The sequence below is a fragment of the Caulobacter segnis genome (assembly GCF_019931575.1).
Taxonomy (GTDB): domain Bacteria; phylum Pseudomonadota; class Alphaproteobacteria; order Caulobacterales; family Caulobacteraceae; genus Caulobacter; species Caulobacter segnis_C.
Genome location: NZ_CP082923.1, coordinates 641,063 through 655,597, shown reverse-complemented (window position 1 = coordinate 655,597; position 14,535 = coordinate 641,063). Strand labels below are relative to the sequence as shown.

17 protein-coding genes are annotated in these 14,535 nt (G+C 68.8%); 12 read left to right on the top strand and 5 right to left on the bottom strand.

Translation table 11 applies throughout. The features are described 5' to 3' along the window. Positions 1–153: 153 nt before the first annotated feature. Together nrsF and K8940_RS03130 are read right to left on the bottom strand one after the other, a co-directional pair. Positions 154–795 carry an anti-sigma-F factor NrsF gene (gene nrsF / locus K8940_RS03135; RefSeq protein ID WP_223393086.1) on the bottom strand — a complete coding sequence of 214 codons (642 nt, stop codon included), beginning with the start codon at positions 793–795 and terminating at the stop codon, positions 154–156. After that, positions 782–1,321, bottom strand: a complete 540-nt coding sequence (locus tag K8940_RS03130; RefSeq protein WP_223393085.1) for a sigma-70 family RNA polymerase sigma factor — start codon at positions 1,319–1,321, stop codon at positions 782–784. Before K8940_RS03130 ends, nrsF begins: the two co-directional genes overlap by 14 nt. 193 nt (positions 1,322–1,514) lie before the next feature. Between K8940_RS03130 and K8940_RS03125 the strand changes: the two genes are divergently transcribed. From K8940_RS03125 to K8940_RS03105, 4 genes are all read left to right on the top strand, one after another. Further along, positions 1,515–1,799 carry a DUF2282 domain-containing protein gene (locus tag K8940_RS03125; RefSeq protein WP_223393084.1) on the top strand — a complete coding sequence of 95 codons (285 nt, stop codon included), beginning with the start codon at positions 1,515–1,517 and terminating at the stop codon, positions 1,797–1,799. 139 nt (positions 1,800–1,938) lie between these two features. Continuing rightward, a complete protein-coding gene (locus K8940_RS03115; protein ID WP_223395748.1) occupies positions 1,939–2,769 on the top strand; it encodes a DUF692 domain-containing protein in 831 nt (276 codons plus the stop codon). Further along, positions 2,762–3,514: a DNA-binding domain-containing protein gene (locus K8940_RS03110; protein ID WP_223393083.1), complete on the top strand. Its 753-nt coding sequence runs from the start codon at positions 2,762–2,764 to the stop codon at positions 3,512–3,514. Before K8940_RS03115 ends, K8940_RS03110 begins: the two co-directional genes overlap by 8 nt. Beyond that, positions 3,511–3,957, top strand: a complete 447-nt coding sequence (locus K8940_RS03105; RefSeq protein ID WP_223393082.1) for a DoxX family protein — start codon at positions 3,511–3,513, stop codon at positions 3,955–3,957. Before K8940_RS03110 ends, K8940_RS03105 begins: the two co-directional genes overlap by 4 nt. 3 nt (positions 3,958–3,960) lie before the next feature. On the opposite strand, the gene K8940_RS03100 is transcribed toward K8940_RS03105, so the two are convergent. After that, positions 3,961–4,536 carry a tryptophan-rich sensory protein gene (locus tag K8940_RS03100; RefSeq protein ID WP_223393081.1) on the bottom strand — a complete coding sequence of 192 codons (576 nt, stop codon included), beginning with the start codon at positions 4,534–4,536 and terminating at the stop codon, positions 3,961–3,963. Positions 4,537–4,901: 365 nt separating this feature from the next. Here K8940_RS03100 and K8940_RS03095 point away from each other — a divergent pair, with 365 nt between their 5' ends. The 3 genes from K8940_RS03095 (at position 4,902) to K8940_RS03085 (ending at position 8,863) form a co-directional block, all read left to right on the top strand. Continuing rightward, complete coding sequence (locus K8940_RS03095) at positions 4,902–6,311, top strand: methyl-accepting chemotaxis protein (protein WP_223393080.1); 1,410 nt, start codon at positions 4,902–4,904, stop codon at positions 6,309–6,311. A 166-nt stretch (positions 6,312–6,477) separates the two neighbouring features. Further along, positions 6,478–8,295 (top strand): methyl-accepting chemotaxis protein, encoded by a 1,818-nt coding sequence (locus K8940_RS03090; RefSeq protein WP_223393079.1) that lies wholly within the window; start codon positions 6,478–6,480, stop codon positions 8,293–8,295. Positions 8,296–8,356: 61 nt separating this feature from the next. Continuing rightward, positions 8,357–8,863: a GNAT family N-acetyltransferase gene (locus K8940_RS03085; protein WP_223393078.1), complete on the top strand. Its 507-nt coding sequence runs from the start codon at positions 8,357–8,359 to the stop codon at positions 8,861–8,863. On the opposite strand, the gene bfr is transcribed toward K8940_RS03085, so the two are convergent. Next, entirely contained in the window at positions 8,860–9,339 is a 480-nt protein-coding gene (gene bfr / locus K8940_RS03080; RefSeq protein WP_223393077.1) for a bacterioferritin, read from the bottom strand. The two genes, K8940_RS03085 and bfr, sit on opposite strands and share 4 nt — an antisense overlap. 146 nt (positions 9,340–9,485) lie before the next feature. Continuing rightward, complete coding sequence (locus K8940_RS03075; protein ID WP_223393076.1) at positions 9,486–9,671, bottom strand: bacterioferritin-associated ferredoxin; 186 nt, start codon at positions 9,669–9,671, stop codon at positions 9,486–9,488. Between the two features lie 233 nt (positions 9,672–9,904). Here K8940_RS03075 and thiE point away from each other — a divergent pair, with 233 nt between their 5' ends. The 5 genes from thiE to K8940_RS03050 all read left to right on the top strand — a co-directional run bounded on the left by thiE (position 9,905) and on the right by K8940_RS03050 (position 14,515). Then, on the top strand, positions 9,905–10,549 hold the full coding sequence (thiE, locus tag K8940_RS03070) for a thiamine phosphate synthase (protein WP_223393075.1): 645 nt from the start codon (positions 9,905–9,907) through the stop codon (positions 10,547–10,549). An 86-nt stretch (positions 10,550–10,635) separates the two neighbouring features. Then, positions 10,636–11,043, top strand: a complete 408-nt coding sequence (locus tag K8940_RS03065) for a hypothetical protein (RefSeq protein WP_223393074.1) — start codon at positions 10,636–10,638, stop codon at positions 11,041–11,043. A 146-nt stretch (positions 11,044–11,189) separates the two neighbouring features. Continuing rightward, positions 11,190–11,990, top strand: a complete 801-nt coding sequence (locus tag K8940_RS03060) for an inositol monophosphatase family protein (protein ID WP_223393073.1) — start codon at positions 11,190–11,192, stop codon at positions 11,988–11,990. A 68-nt stretch (positions 11,991–12,058) separates the two neighbouring features. Beyond that, positions 12,059–13,129 (top strand): glycerophosphodiester phosphodiesterase, encoded by a 1,071-nt coding sequence (locus K8940_RS03055; RefSeq protein WP_223393072.1) that lies wholly within the window; start codon positions 12,059–12,061, stop codon positions 13,127–13,129. Between the two features lie 84 nt (positions 13,130–13,213). After that, positions 13,214–14,515 carry a hypothetical protein gene (locus K8940_RS03050; RefSeq protein WP_223393071.1) on the top strand — a complete coding sequence of 434 codons (1,302 nt, stop codon included), beginning with the start codon at positions 13,214–13,216 and terminating at the stop codon, positions 14,513–14,515. Positions 14,516–14,535 lie beyond the last annotated feature (20 nt).

The following is a 14,535-nucleotide window of genomic DNA, read 5'->3' as shown; positions in this document are numbered from 1 at the left end:
TATGGCGGTTGCCGGAATGCCTATCGCGTCTCATTCGCGAAAAGCGGACGGCACTTCATTGGCGGAACGACGGTTTGTCAATCGACCGAAAGGCGACGGAACAAAACTTGATCGTTAGCGGTCCCATGACGGGGGATCTCTGGGGTGTGGCGCCTACCAGCGCAGCGCCCAGCGCCCGATAATCGCGCCCAGCGCGGCGACCATCAGCACGCCCAGGCTGTACCACATGGCCACGAAGGTGAAGGTGTTCTCGGCGCAATGCAGGCCATAGACCGTCGCCGCCACCCCGCCGGCGAACAGGCCGGTGGCGAAGCCGGCCGCGATGGGACGCGTGGGCGCCATGCCGCGCACGGCCCATAGCCCTAGCGCCAGCATCGGCAGGCCCAGGAACAGGATGTTGGGGCTGCAATGGGTCCAGGAGTGGCCGCGCAGCATGTGCAGGGCATGGGCGACGTGGGGGCTGACCATCGCCTGGACCGTTCCGGCCACGGCGAAGACGGCCAGCGCCGCCAGGCCCAGGATCCAGCCGCGACGGCCCGAACCACCCGGCCTGGCCAGGCGTTCGATCGCCAGGTAGCCGGCCACGCCCAGCGCGCCGGTATAGAGCGCCTTCATCCAGAACATGCCGCCGCGCATGGCCGGCATCAGGTCGTGGCGCACGTGCAGCACGGTCAGCACCAAGGCCAGCGCCGCCAGGGCGCCCAGGCCCGCGACCAGGACCAGGCGGCGCGGCGGCGACCGGCGGGTCGCACCCGTATCGCTGGCCAGGGCGTCGATCAGGTCATCCGTCCGCACGGCGCATCCTTTCGGCCAGGGCCTTCAGCGCCCGGTGCAGGGCGACCTTGGCCGCGCCCTCGGAAATGCCCGCGCGCGCCCCCGCCTCGGCGAGGGAAAGCCCGGTCAGCTTGACGTCGGAGACCAGGATCCGTTGCCGCTCGGGCAGACTGGCCAGGGCGCGGTCCAGCTCCAGCCCGACACCCGGCTCGGGTTCGTCGGCGGCCAGGAATTCGATGTGGTCCTCGATCGGCAAGGTCTGGCGAACCTTCCGCCGCCGCCAGTGGTCGATCAGCTTGTAGCGCGCCACCGCGTGCGCCCAGGCGGTGAACGACTGGGACGAGTCCCAGGTCGACCGCTTGAGATGCACCGCCAGCAGCGTCTCCTGCACAAGATCCTCCACATCGCCGGGCGCGCCGGACATCCGCCGCGCGAAATAGGCGCGGAGCCGACCCCCCAGGACAGCCAGACACTCGCGATAGGCGGCGGCGTCGCCATCCATCCCGCGCAGCATCAGCGCCTTCAAACGGGTTTCGGTATCCGTCACGCCTGCCCCTATTCGCGCGCGAGGGGCGGATGGTTACACGCCCGCGCGCCGCGCCGGAACCTGAACCGCGAAACGACGCCGAAATTTTGTTCGCCGACCGATGTAACCTTGTCTGGTGTCGCTTCGTACTTCCCCTCGACCGAGCGGTGAGAGACGCCGTTTTCGGCGAGAAAACACTTCAAGGAGAAACCCCATGAACCGCACCGCCACCACCGCCGCCCTCGCCGCCGTCCTGGCCCTCTCGGCCGGCGTCTCGATGGCCGCCGCCGACGAGCACATGAAGGGCAAGGGCGACCAGGAAAAGTGCTACGGCGTCGCCAAGGCCGGCGAGAACGACTGCAAGGCCGGCGCGGGCACCTCGTGCGCCGGCACCTCGAAGGTCGACTACCAGGGCGACGCCTGGAAGATGGTCAAGAAGGGCACGTGCGTCACGATCAAGACGCCGAACGGCATGGGCTCGCTGACCCCGAAGGCCTGATCCGTTTCCCAAAATCCGTGTCATCCCGGAAGCCTCGCAGAGGCTATCCGGGACCCGGGGGCCACGCGCAGTGAAGTCGCCCCTGGGTCCCGGCTCTCCGCTTCGCTGCGGCCGGGATGACAATGATGGTGTGTCGATGATGACCCCCACCGCCGGCCTCGGCCTCAAGTCCCAGCACTACGACGAAGCCCTCGCGTGCGACGCCGAAGGCCTGTGGTTCGAGGTCCATCCCGAGAACTACATGTCGGCCGGCGGCCCGCGTCTGGCCGCCCTCGAGCAGATCCGCGCCCGCCGCCCGTTGTCGCTGCACGGCGTGGGCCTGTCCCTGGCCGCCGACGCCGATCCGGACGCCGAACACCTGGCCGCCCTGAAGCGCCTGGTCGACCGGTTCGAGCCGTTCGTGGTGTCCGAGCACCTGGCCTGGTCGACCCATCGCGGCGCGCACCAGCCCGACCTCCTGCCCTTCCCCCGCACGAACGCCGCCCTGGCCCGCATCGCCGCCAATATCGGTCGCATGCAGGACGCCCTTTCCCGCCGCGTGCTGATCGAGAACCCGTCCCTCTACCTGCCGCTGAAGGGCCACGACCTCGACGAGGTCGAGTTCCTGAAGGCCCTGGTCGCCAAGACCGGCTGCGGCCTGCTGGTCGACGTCAACAACGTCTTCGTCAGCGCCAGCAACCTCGGCTACTCGCCCGAGGTCTATCTGGACGCCATCCCGGCCGAGGCGGTCGGGGAGATCCACCTGGCGGGTCACGGCCCCGACGCCGGCGGTTCCGACCTCCTGATCGACACCCACGGCGCGCCGGTGGCCGAGCCCGTCTGGGCCCTCTATCGTCGCCTGATCCGCCGCATCGGCCCGCGTCCGACGCTGATCGAGCGAGACGATGACATTCCCGCCTTCACCACGCTGATGGCCGAGCGCGACCGCGCCGCCGGCGAGTTGGCCGCGCTGGAGGTCGTCCATGCCTGAGCTCTTGGACTTCCAGGACGCCTTCGTCGCCGCCCTGGCCGGCAGCCCCTCGGCCCTGTCGCCGTGGCTGACGCCCGGCGAGGGCCAGGCTGGACTGGCCGTCTACCGCAACACCATCGCCAAGGGCTGCGTCGACGCCCTGGCCGCCAACTTCCCGACCGTGCTGTCGATGGTCGGCGAAGACTGGTTCCGGGCCGCCGCCGCCCTGTTCGCCCGCGAGGCCCCGCCGACCAGCGCCGCCTTGCTGGACTATGGCGAGGCTTTTCCCGCCTGGCTGGAGCGCTTCCCGCCGGCCGGCGACCTGCCCTATCTGGCCGGGATCGCCCATCTGGACCGCCTGTGGACCGAGGCCCTGTTCGCCGCCGACGCGCCGGTCCTGACGGCCGAGGCGCTGGCGGCGCTGTCGCCCGAGGCCCTGGCCGCGACGTCGCTGCCCCTGCATCCCAGCGCCCGCTTCGCCGCCTTCGAGGCCGGCCTGCCCAGCCTGTGGTCCGCCGCCCGCGACGGGCGCGAGGATCTCGACCTGTCCGGGACGCCCGAGACCCTGCTGCTGGTCCGCCAGGCCGGGACCGTCGCCGCCCGCGTGGTCGGCGCGGCCGAGACCGAGTTCCTGCGCGCCTGCCGCGACGGCCAGACCTCCGCGGAGGCCGCCGAGCGCGCGGCTGTGGCCCAACCCGATGTGCCGCTTGCCCCCCTCTTCGCCGCCCTGATCGCCCAGGGCGCCTTCATGGACACCAACCGATGACCGCTCTCTCGCTCCGCGCGCCCTTCGACCTGTTCGCCCAGACCGCCCGCAAGGTCCTGACCGAGGACGTCCTGGCCCTGGTCACCCGCCTCGGCGTGGCCGCCATCTTCTTCCAGTCGGGGCGCACCAAGGTCGACGGCGTGCTGCACATCACCGACGGGACCTACGCGCTGTTCGAGAGCGAGTACCACGTGCCGCTCTTGCCGCCGGTCGTGGCGGCGCACGCGGCGACCTACGCCGAGCACCTGTTCTCGATCCTGCTGGTGCTGGGCTTGTTCACCCGCCTCTCGGCCCTGGCGTTCCTGGGCATGACGGCGGTTATCGAGATCTTCGTCTATCCCGACGCCTGGCCGACCCACCTGTCCTGGGCGGGCCTGCTGCTGTTCCTGATCGCACGCGGCGGCGGCAAGTTCAGCCTGGACCGCGCGCTGAAGATCGCCTGAACCTTAGTGGAGCGTCGGCGCGCGCGGCACGGGACGGCGCCACAGCTGGGACGTCAGGGCGTTGGCGATGCCGATCCAGCCGAAATCCGGCGCCGACCCGCCACCAACCTTGCGCGCCTCCAGAGCATACGCCGCCGAGGCCGCCAGCGAGGCCGTCGCCGCGCCCAGCTGGCCGCCGACCCGCTTGGCGCCCAGGCCCAGCCACAGGGCGTTGAAGCCCTGCACCAGGCTCCAGATCGTCAGGGCCCGAGTGCGGGCCGGGCTGGACGGCGCATTCCAGGTGCGCAAACCCGACAGGGTCATGGCGATGAACAGCGGCGGCAGCAGCAGACTGGTCAGCGGCTTGGGCTGATGGGCGACCGGCTCGTGCATCTCGGCGAACTCGACGGCGTACATCTCGTCGTCCAGCGCCCGCTCGTGGCGGCGACCCATCAGGAGGGCCGCGATGATCGTCCCGCCGGCCAGGGCCGCGCCGACAGCGATCTGCGCCGCGGGATGGAAGCCCTCCCGCTGTTCCAGCTCGAAAGCTTCGCGGCCGGCCAGGGCGCGCTCGCGCGACTTTCCGTTGGCGATATGCATGGCGGGACTCCCTCGTGAACTCGCAAGGTCAAACAGTCCAGCTGGGCCTTGGTTCCAGCGTGAGCAGGACGTCCGGCCATGATGGCGTGATCCGCGCCCGGCGCCAGCCGAAAACACACGCTCCCGACACGCGCGGCCCGAGCGGACCGCCCCCTGTGGCGTGTTGACGCGCGACAACACCCCTGGCGCGAGGAAAATCGCCGTCTCTGTTTTTATTGATGAAAATCAAACTCAAGCTCATGGCCAAGGTTGTCGCGCGTTAATCTTCCCTTGGCAGTTCCCTACGCAACCTTCCGCAGAAACGCGAAGAAGCGGTACCGCCAGGGTGGTGGGCCGGTCGGGACCTTCGCCAGGGGAAACCACCCATGTCCTTGTTCCGGTCGCGTCAGGACGACACCAAGGCCGCCAGCCGGATCGCCGAGATGGAGGCGATCATCGCCGCCATCCATCGCAGCCAGGCCGTCATCGAGTTCAACCTCGACGGCACGATCATCACGGCCAACGACAACTTCCTGAAGACGCTGGGCTATGGCCTCTCGGAAATCCAGGGGCGTCACCACAGCCTGTTCGTCGAAAGCGACTACGGATCGAGCGGCGAGTATCGTGAATTCTGGCATCGCCTGAACGCCGGCGAGTTCTTCTCCGACAAGTTCAAGCGGCTGGGCAAGGGCGGCAAGGAGATCTGGATCCAGGCCTCCTACAACCCGATCTTCGACAAGGCCGGCAAGCCGGTGAAGGTCGTCAAGTTCGCCTCGGACATCACCCAGGTCGAGCTGGAGCGCGCCGCCGCCGAGGCCGCCCGCAAAAAGGCCGACCAGGACAACAACGTAGTGGCCGTGCTGGCGGACGGCCTGGGGCGCCTGTCCCGCGGCGATGTAAGCGAGCACATCGAGGCGGCGATGGATCCGCGCTACCAGCAGATCAAGGCCGACTTCAACACCGCCATCGACTGCCTGCGCGACACCGTCTCGACCATCACCCAGCGCACCAACACCATGCAGGCCGGGGTCGACGAGATCTCCTACGCCTCGGACGACCTGGCGCGCCGCACCGAGCAGCAGGCCGCCAGCCTGGAGGAGACCGCCGCCGCCCTGGACGAGATCACCGCCACCGTGGTGCGCAGCGCCGAGGGCGCCCGCCGCGCCTCGGAAGCCGCCTCGGCCGCCCGGATCGACGCCGGGCGCTCGGGCGAGGTCGTCCAGCAGGCCGTCGCGGCCATGGGCGAGATCGAGAAGTCCTCGGCCCAGATCGGCCAGATCATCGGCGTGATCGACGAGATCGCCTTCCAGACCAACCTGCTGGCCCTGAATGCGGGCGTCGAGGCGGCGCGGGCCGGAGACGCCGGTCGCGGCTTCGCGGTCGTCGCGCAGGAAGTGCGGGCTCTGGCCCAGCGCTCGGCGGACGCGGCCAAGGAGATCAAGACCCTGATCGCCAACTCGACCGCCCAGGTCGATCGCGGCGTGAAGCTGGTCGGCGAAAGCGGCGCGTCCCTGGACGGCATCGTCAGCAAGGTCGGCGAGATCGACGGCCTGATCGCCGAGATCGCCCGCTCGTCGCAGGAACAGGCCACCGGCCTCAACCAGGTCAACGGCGCCATCAACCAGATGGACCAGGTGACCCAGCAGAACGCGGCCATGGTCGAAGAAACCACCGCCGCCGCGTCCAACCTGCGCACCGAGGCCCACGAGCTGGCCGACCTGATGAAGCGCTTCAAGACCGGAGAGATCCAGACCAGCACGCGCGGCCACGGACGGCCAGGCGCGCGGGCGGCCTGACCGGGCCTGAACGCGATGACAAGGATCCTGTTTCTCCGAGGCGTTTGATCGCGATCAGACTCCCCGATCTGAGCAGAGCGAGTAATGCGGTTAAGGCGTGCTTCACCTGCGAAGCGCATCTTCGCGCACGATTCTTGTTCGAGTGGTTTGCTGGGGGGAGGAAGCCATGCGCTTGAATTTGTCGGGGGCGATGAATCTGTTCGGCGCCGCCCTGGCGGTAGGCCTAATCCTGCTGGCCGCCGGTTCTTGGAAAGCCATCTCCAGCCAGCGCATCGGCGGCCCTTTGTATGACGAGATCGTCGCCGGCAAGGACCTGACGGCCGACATCCTGCCCCCGCCGATGTACGTCATCGAGACCTATCTCGACGCCCAGACCGCCTACCTGACCCACACGCCGGAGAAGATCGCCGAGGCCGCCAAGGAGATCGACCGGCTGTCGGGTGAGTACGACGCCCGTCTCGTCTACTGGCGCAAGCAGACCCTCTCCCCCGAGATCAGCCAGACCCTGCTTCACGACTCCGACGTCGCCGCCCTGCGGGTGCGGGCCGCCGCCCGCAAGCTGGTCACGGCGCTGGAGGCCAACGACCAGACCGCCGCCGACGCCGCCTATGCCGAGATGTCCAGCGCCTACGCCACGCACCGCGCCGCCGTCGACAAGGCCGTGCCGGTGATCGCCGCCGGCAACGCCGCCGTCGAGGCCGACGCCCATCGCCGCCAGGTCACCGACCTGTCGCTGATGGCCGGCCTCACGCTGCTGCTGGGCGCGGTGATCCTGGGCGGCGTCTGGGCCATGCGCCGCGCCGTGGTGGGGCCGGTGCAGGCGATCACGCGCTATATGGCGGGCCTGGCCAGCGACGACTACGCCGCCGCCGTGCCGTTCGCCGACCGAAAGGACGAACTGGGCGAGATGGCCAAGGCCATCGCCGTCTTCCGCGAGAGCCTGCTGGAGCGCCGGTCTCTGCGCGACCGCGAGGAGCAGTCGCGCACCGACGCTGATCGTCAACGCGCCGCCGCCGAAGCCGACAGGCTGTCGGAAGAGGAAAGTCGTCGCGAGGCGCTGGACGGCCTGGCCGACGGCCTGCGCCGACTGGCCGACGGCCAGGTGGGCGTGCGCCTGACCCAGGCCTTCGCCTCGGACTACGAGCGGCTGCGCCAGGACTTCAACACCACCGCCCAGACCCTGAACGCCACCATGGGCGACATCGGCGGCGCCTCGCGCGGCGTAGATTGCGGGGCGGCCGAGATCGCCCAGGCCGCCGACGACCTGTCGCGCCGCACCGAGCAGCAGGCCGCCAGCCTGGAAGAGACCGCCGCCGCGCTCGGCCAGATCACCAGCGCGGTGCGCCAGGCCGCCGACGGCGCGGTCAAGGCCAACCAAATGGTCGACGTGGCCCGCGACGAGGCCCGCTCGACCGAGGCCTCGGTGCGCGACGCCGTCGCCGCCGTGCGCGAGATCGAGGAGGCCTCGGCCCAGATCGGCCGGATCATCGGGGTCATCGACGAGATCGCCTTCCAGACCAACCTTCTGGCCCTGAACGCGGGGGTCGAGGCGGCCCGCGCCGGCGAGAGCGGCAGGGGCTTCGCGGTCGTCGCCCAGGAAGTCCGCGCCCTCGCCCAGCGCTCGGCCGACGCCGCCAAGGAGATCAAGGTCCTGATCAACGCGACCACGGCCAAGGTCGATGTCGGCGTCACCCTCGTGGACCAGTCCGGCGTCGCGCTGGGCAACATCATCACCCGCGTCAGCGAGATCTCGACGCTGGTGTCCGAGATCGCCACGGCCGCGCAGGAACAGGCGACCGGTCTTCGCGAGGTCAACACCGCCGTCAACCAGATGGATCAGATGACCCAGCAGAACGCGGCCATGGTGGAGCAGACCACGGCCGCCGCCCACTCGCTGAAGGGCGAGGCTGCCCGCCTGGGTGAGCTGGTCAAGCGGTTCGACATCCCCTCCGCCGCGTCCGGCCCCGCCTCGCGCGCCGCCTGATCCTCCCGCCCCTTTTGGCCGCCCCCTTGGCCTTGGGGGCGGTCCGGGCCAGCATGGCCGCGTGACCCTCGCCATCCGCCCCGCCCTGACGTCCGAGATCGAGGCCGTGCGCGCGCTCGAGCGCGTCTCGGCCCAGCGCTTCATCGGCCTGATGGACGCCTTGGCCGCCGACGAGCCCTCGCCCGCCCCGGTGCTGGCCGCGCGCATCGCGACCGACGGCCTGCTGGTCGCGGAAGTCGGCGGCGAACTGGCGGCCTTCGTGATGTTCCGCCCGGTCGGGGACGGCCTCTATATCGAACAGATCGACGTGCTGCCGGCCTTCGCGGGCCGGCGCATCGGCGCGCGCCTGATCGAGGCCGTGGCCGAGCGGGCGCGGTCGGACGGTCTGGCCCGTCTGACGCTGTCGACCTTCCGCGACGTGCCCTGGAACGCGCCCTGGTACCGACGCCTGGGCTTCGTCGACCTCGACGACCAAAAACTAGCGCCGGACCTCATGGAGATCCGGCGCGAGCACCTGGCGCGGGGACTCGACGAGAGCCTCCGCGTGTTCATGGAAAGAGCGGTTTAGGCCGGCAGTTCGCCGACCGCCGACTGCAGGTAGTTCTGCTCGCCCAGCGACTTCACCAGGCCCAGTTGCATCTCCAGGAAGTCGATGTGCTCCTCGGTGTCGCTGAGGATCACGCGCAGCAGCTCGCGGCTGACATAGTCGCGGGCCTGTTCGCACTGGACAATGCCCGGGATCAGGGTCTCGCGGCCGGCCAGCTCGACCTGCAGGTCGCTGTTCAGGCACTCGGGAACGGTCTCGCCGATCTTGAGCTTGTGCAGGTCCTGCAGGTTGGGCAGGCCTTCCAGGAACAGGATGCGGTTGATGAGCATGTCGGCGTGCTTCATCTCGCCGATGGATTCGTCGTAGGTGATCTTGCCGAGGCGCTTGAAGCCCCAGTTGTCGTACATCCGCGCGTGCAGGAAGTACTGGTTGACCGCCGTCAGCTCGTTGGTGAGCACCGCGTTGAGCAGTCGGATGATGCCGGGATCGCCCTGCATGGCGGCCTCCTCGAAGTTCGCTTGTTCGGCGGGAACCTGAGGCAAGCCGAAACGGGCTTCAACCTGAATGTGTGCGAGTGTCTCGCGCTCTCACAGAAATCCGTGCGAGTGCCTCGCGATCGCCGGAATGATCGACGTTTTGGCCGTTACTCGGCCGCGAATGCGAGCGCTTCGCGGTTTTCCTGGATCATCTGGCGCATCTCGCAGACACACTTGGCGCACTGGGCCTGGCAACCCTTGTGGCGAAAGATCTCGGCGGGCCGGGTCGCCCCAGCGTCAATGGCGGCGCGTACTTCGCGCTCGCGGATGCCGTTACAGTTGCAGACGTACAAGGAACGAACGCCCTACCCGATTGAGTGTCATTCTCATCTAGCTCGTCTCGACGGACTTTGCAACTGACTCTCACTCTGGTTAGCAGCGGCCAGAGGTCGCAGATCCTCCCCCAAACGGGGGAGGTGGTCCGAAGGACCGGAGGGGGAAGTCCTGTTACACCCGCCCCTCCCCTCTCCGTCGGCTTCGCCGACACCTCTCCCACAGGGAGAGGATTTCCAGTAAAGCCCGGCTCATGACGCTTCCCTGCCGCCTCTACCTGATCACCCCGCCCGCCCTGGACGACTTAACCGGTTTCGGCCGCCAATTGGCCAAGGCGCTGGACGGCGGCGACGTGGCCGCCCTGCAGATCCGCCTGAAGGACGTCCCGGACGACGTGGTGAAGGCGGCCGTCGACGCCCTGGGTCCGATCGCCCAGGCCCGCGACGTGGCGGTGATCCTGAACGACCGTCCCGATCTGGCCGCCCGCCTGCCGGTCGACGGCGTCCATGTCGGCCAGTCGGACATGGCCTATCGCGACGCCCGCAAACTGATGGGCGAACGCATGGTCGGCGTCACCTGCCACGACAGCCGGCACCTGGCCATGGAGGCCGCCGAGGCCGGGGCCGACTACGTGGCGTTCGGGGCCTTCTTCCCGACCACGACCAAGGACGCCCCGACCACCGCCGATCCCGAGATCCTGACCATCTGGCAGGAGACGATGGAGGTCCCCTGCGTGGCCATCGGCGGGATCACCGCCGCCAACGCCGCGCCGCTGGCCACGGCTGGGGCCGACTTCCTGGCCGTCTCGGCCGGGGTCTGGGCCTATCCAGAAGGTCCTGACGCCGCCGTCGCCGCCCTCAACGCCGCGATCGCCGAAGGCTTGGCCGCCCGTAAGTAGAACGAGGTAACCGCCGCGCCTTGTGACGCGCCGCACACAGGCCTAGCGTCGTCTCCAGCGAACAAGAACTGGGGAGGGCGCTCGTCATGAAGCGGCTCATAGTATGTTTGCTTGGCGTATCGGTCCTGGCCTTCTCGACGGCCGCGACTGCGGAGAATTGGAAACTCGCTCCCGGCGAGACCAAGACCTACTACGACGAGGATTTCACCCGCGTCGACCAGGCCACCGGGCTGATCGTCACCCGCATCGCCGAAGGCAAGGCCAACGGCCCCTACAGGAACTGGGCGGCCAACAAGGGTCCCATCCTGATCTTCGCCCTCGATTGCGCGGCGGACAAATGGATGGACCTGGGCATGGACTTCGACGGGACCAAGGGCCTGCCCAAGGGCTGGCGCAAGGAGGCCAAGATCGAGGACATCTCCGGCGCGGTCGGCAAGGCGGGCAAGCTGGTCTGCGAGAGCAAGGACACCCTGCCGAAGGTCGAGCTGCCATAGGCGCCCGAGCGGGCGCGGAGGCCCAACTTGCTTTCCCGCCTGTGGACGACTAGGTTCCGCGCCCGTTCTTTCACACCGTCGACCTACCGCTCCGCCGCCGGACTTTCCGGCGGGCGTCGACGGCTTTCATTGAGGATAGTCCGCCCGTGGCCACGCCTTCCGCCCTCCTGAACGTCATGATCGACGCGGCTCGGAAAGCCGCCCGCGGCCTGGCTCGCGACTTCGGCGAAGTCACAGAGTTGCAGGTCTCCAAGAAGGGCGCGGCCGACTTCGTCACCAACGCCGACATCAAGGCCGAACAGACCCTGTTCGAGATCCTGACCAAGGCTCGCCCGGGCTACAGCTTCCTGGGCGAGGAACGCGGCATGATCGAGGGCACCGACAAGACCCACACCTGGATCGTCGACCCGCTGGACGGCACCACCAACTTCATGCACGCCATCCCGCACTTCGCGGTCAACATCGCCCTGCAGCGCGAGGGCGAGGGCGTCGTCGCCGGCGTCACCTACAATCCGATCACCAACGACCTGTTCTGGGTCGAGAAGGGCAAGGGCGCGTTCCTGGGCGCCGAGAAGCGCCTGCGTGTCGCCGCCCGCCGTCACCTGGACGAGAGCGTCCTGGCCACCGGCGTGCCGTTCGCCGGCAAGCCGGGCCACGGCCAGTTCCTGAAGGAGCTGCACCAGGTCAGCCAGAAGGTAGCCGGCGTCCGCCGCTTCGGCTCCGCCGCCCTCGACCTGGCCTGGGTCGCCGCCGGCCGCTTCGACGCCTACTGGGAGCGCAACCTCAATCCGTGGGACGTCGCCGCCGGCGTGCTGATGATCCAGGAATCGGGCGGCAAGGTCTCGACGATCGACGAAAGCGACCACGATGTGGTGCAAGGCAAGTCGATCCTGGCCAGCAACCAGGACCTCTACCCGCTGATCCTGGAACGCCTGCGCGCGGCGTAGTCTTTTGTGATGGCGAGGGCCGAAAGACCCTCGCCAAACCGTCACATCCCGGCGCTAAATCCGCGCCCATGACCCTGCTCACCCGTCGCGCCATGACCACCGCCGCGCTCGCCGGCACACTGCTGCCCGGCTTCGCCCGCGCCCAGGCCAGGAAGCCCATCGTCATCGGCCACCGGGGCTGCAGCGGCGAGCGGCCCGAGCATACGGCCCTCGCCTACGAGCGCGCCATCGAGCAGGGCGCGGACTTCATCGAGCCGGACCTGGTCCCGACCAAGGACGGCCATCTCGTCGCCCGCCACGAGAACGAGATCGGCGGCACGACCGATGTGGCGGGGCGCGCCGAATTCGCTGACCGCAAGGCGACCAAGACCATCGACGGCCAGCCAATCACCGGCTGGTTCACCGAGGACTTCACCCTGGCCGAGATCAAGACCCTGCGGGCCCGCGAGCGGCTGCCGCAGCTGCGTCCGGCCAGCGCCGCCTTCGACGGCCAGGCCCAGGTTCTGACCTTTGAGGAGGTGGTCGCCATCGCCCGCGCCGGAACCCAGCGCACGGGCCGGACGATCGGCGTCTATCCCGAGCTGAAGCACCCGACCTATTTCGCCTCGATCGGCCTGCCGACCGAGGATCGGCTGGTGGCCAAGCTGAAGGCCCTGGACCTGAACGCGGCGACCGCGCCGGTCTTCGTGCAATGCTTCGAGGTCGGCCCGCTCAAGCGCCTGAAGGCCAAGACCGCCGCGCGCCTCGTCCTGCTGGTCGATGGCGAGGGCGGCCCGGCCGACCTGCCGGGCGTCAAGTACGCCGACCTGATCACCGCCCAGGGCCTGAAGGACGTCGCCGTCTACGCCGACGGCCTGGGCCCGAACTGGAGCCTGGTGGTCCCCAACGACAAGCAGGTCCTGCTGCCGGCCACCGACCTGGTGAAGAACGCCCACGCCGCCGGCCTGGCCGTCCACCCGTGGACCGTTCGCGCCGAGAACTATTTCCTGCCCGCTGCGCTGCGGCGGGGCGACGCCCAGAGCCCGGCTTTCCTGGCCCAGCACGGCGACGTCGCGGCGGTGTTCAAGGCGCTGTATGCAGCGGGCGTCGATGGCGTGTTCAGCGACTTCCCGGGCCTGGCGGCGACCGCCCGCGGCTGACCGGGGGAAAATCGTTCCTCGATATTGCCGAACCGGGGCGAGGCGGTGCAGCGTGCCGCCTTTCGACGCTCGCTGGGGAAGCCCATGAAGATCCGCCACGCCGTTTCCGCAGTCGCTCTCGCCGCCGCCCTGTTGCTGGGCGCGCCCGCTTTCGCTTCCCCCGGATCGGAGCTTCTGGACAAGATCGCCGGCGACTTCGTGCGCATGACCCTGGAGGCCGGCGAGCGCGAGCCGGGTTATGTCGACGCCTATTACGGGCCGCGTGAATACCTGACCGCCGCCAAGGTCGCGCCGCGTCCGGTCTATCTGCTGCGCAAGGAGGCCGACCGGTTGCAGCAGTTGCTGGCCCACGTGCCGGACAAGCAACTCACCCCCGACCAGCGCCGCCGCAAGCTGTTCCTGAAGGGCCAGCTTCGCGCGGCCCAGACGCGCCTGGCGATGATCGCCGGCGACAAGTTCAGCTTCGAGGACGAGGCCCAGGGCCTGTTCGGCGTCCGCCCGGTGATCAAGCCCCTGAAGAGCTACGACCCGATCCTGGCCCGCATCGACAAGCTGGTCCCCGGCAAGGGCGACCTGGCCGCCCGCGTCGACGCCTTCCAGAACCAGTACGTGATCCCGACCGACAAGGTCGAGGCCGTGATGCAGGCCGGCATTGCCGCGTGCAAGGCCAAGACCGAGCAGCACATCAAGCTGCCCGCCGGCGAGCGCTTCGACCTGGAGTTCGTCACCAAGAAGCCCTGGAGCGGCTACAACTGGTACAAGGGCGGCGCCCACAGCCTGATCCAGATCAACACCGACTTGCCGATCTATATCAGCCGCGCCCTCGACCTGGGCTGCCACGAGGGCTACCCCGGCCACCACGTGCTGAACGCCCTGCTGGAAGAGAAGCTGACCAAGGGCAAGGGCTGGGTCGAGTTCTCGGTCTATCCGCTGTTCTCGCCGCAGTCGTTGATCGCCGAAGGTTCGGCCAATTTCGGCATCGAGTTGGCCTTCCCCGGCCAGGCCAAGACCGCGTTCGAGCGCGACAAGCTCTATTTGCTGGCCGGCCTGGATCCCAAGACGGCCAAGGCCTATGGCGAGCTGCAGGAGGCCAAGGGGGCCCTCTCCAGCAGCGGTAACACCGTGGCGGCCGAGTATCTGGGCGGCCGGATGACCAAGGAGCAAGCCGTCCTGGCGCTGATGAAGTACGGCCTCTACTCGCGCGGCGCGGCCGAGAAGCGGGTGTCGTTCATCGAGACCTACCGCTCGTACGTCATCAACTACAACATCGGCCAGGACATGGTCCGCGCCCATGTCCACCGCGCCGGCAAGACCGAAGACGCCCGCTGGAAGGCCATGGAGCGGGTGATCAGCGAGCCGACCACGCCAGCGGATTTGGCGAAGTAGGTCTTTCTGGCTGAAAGCGG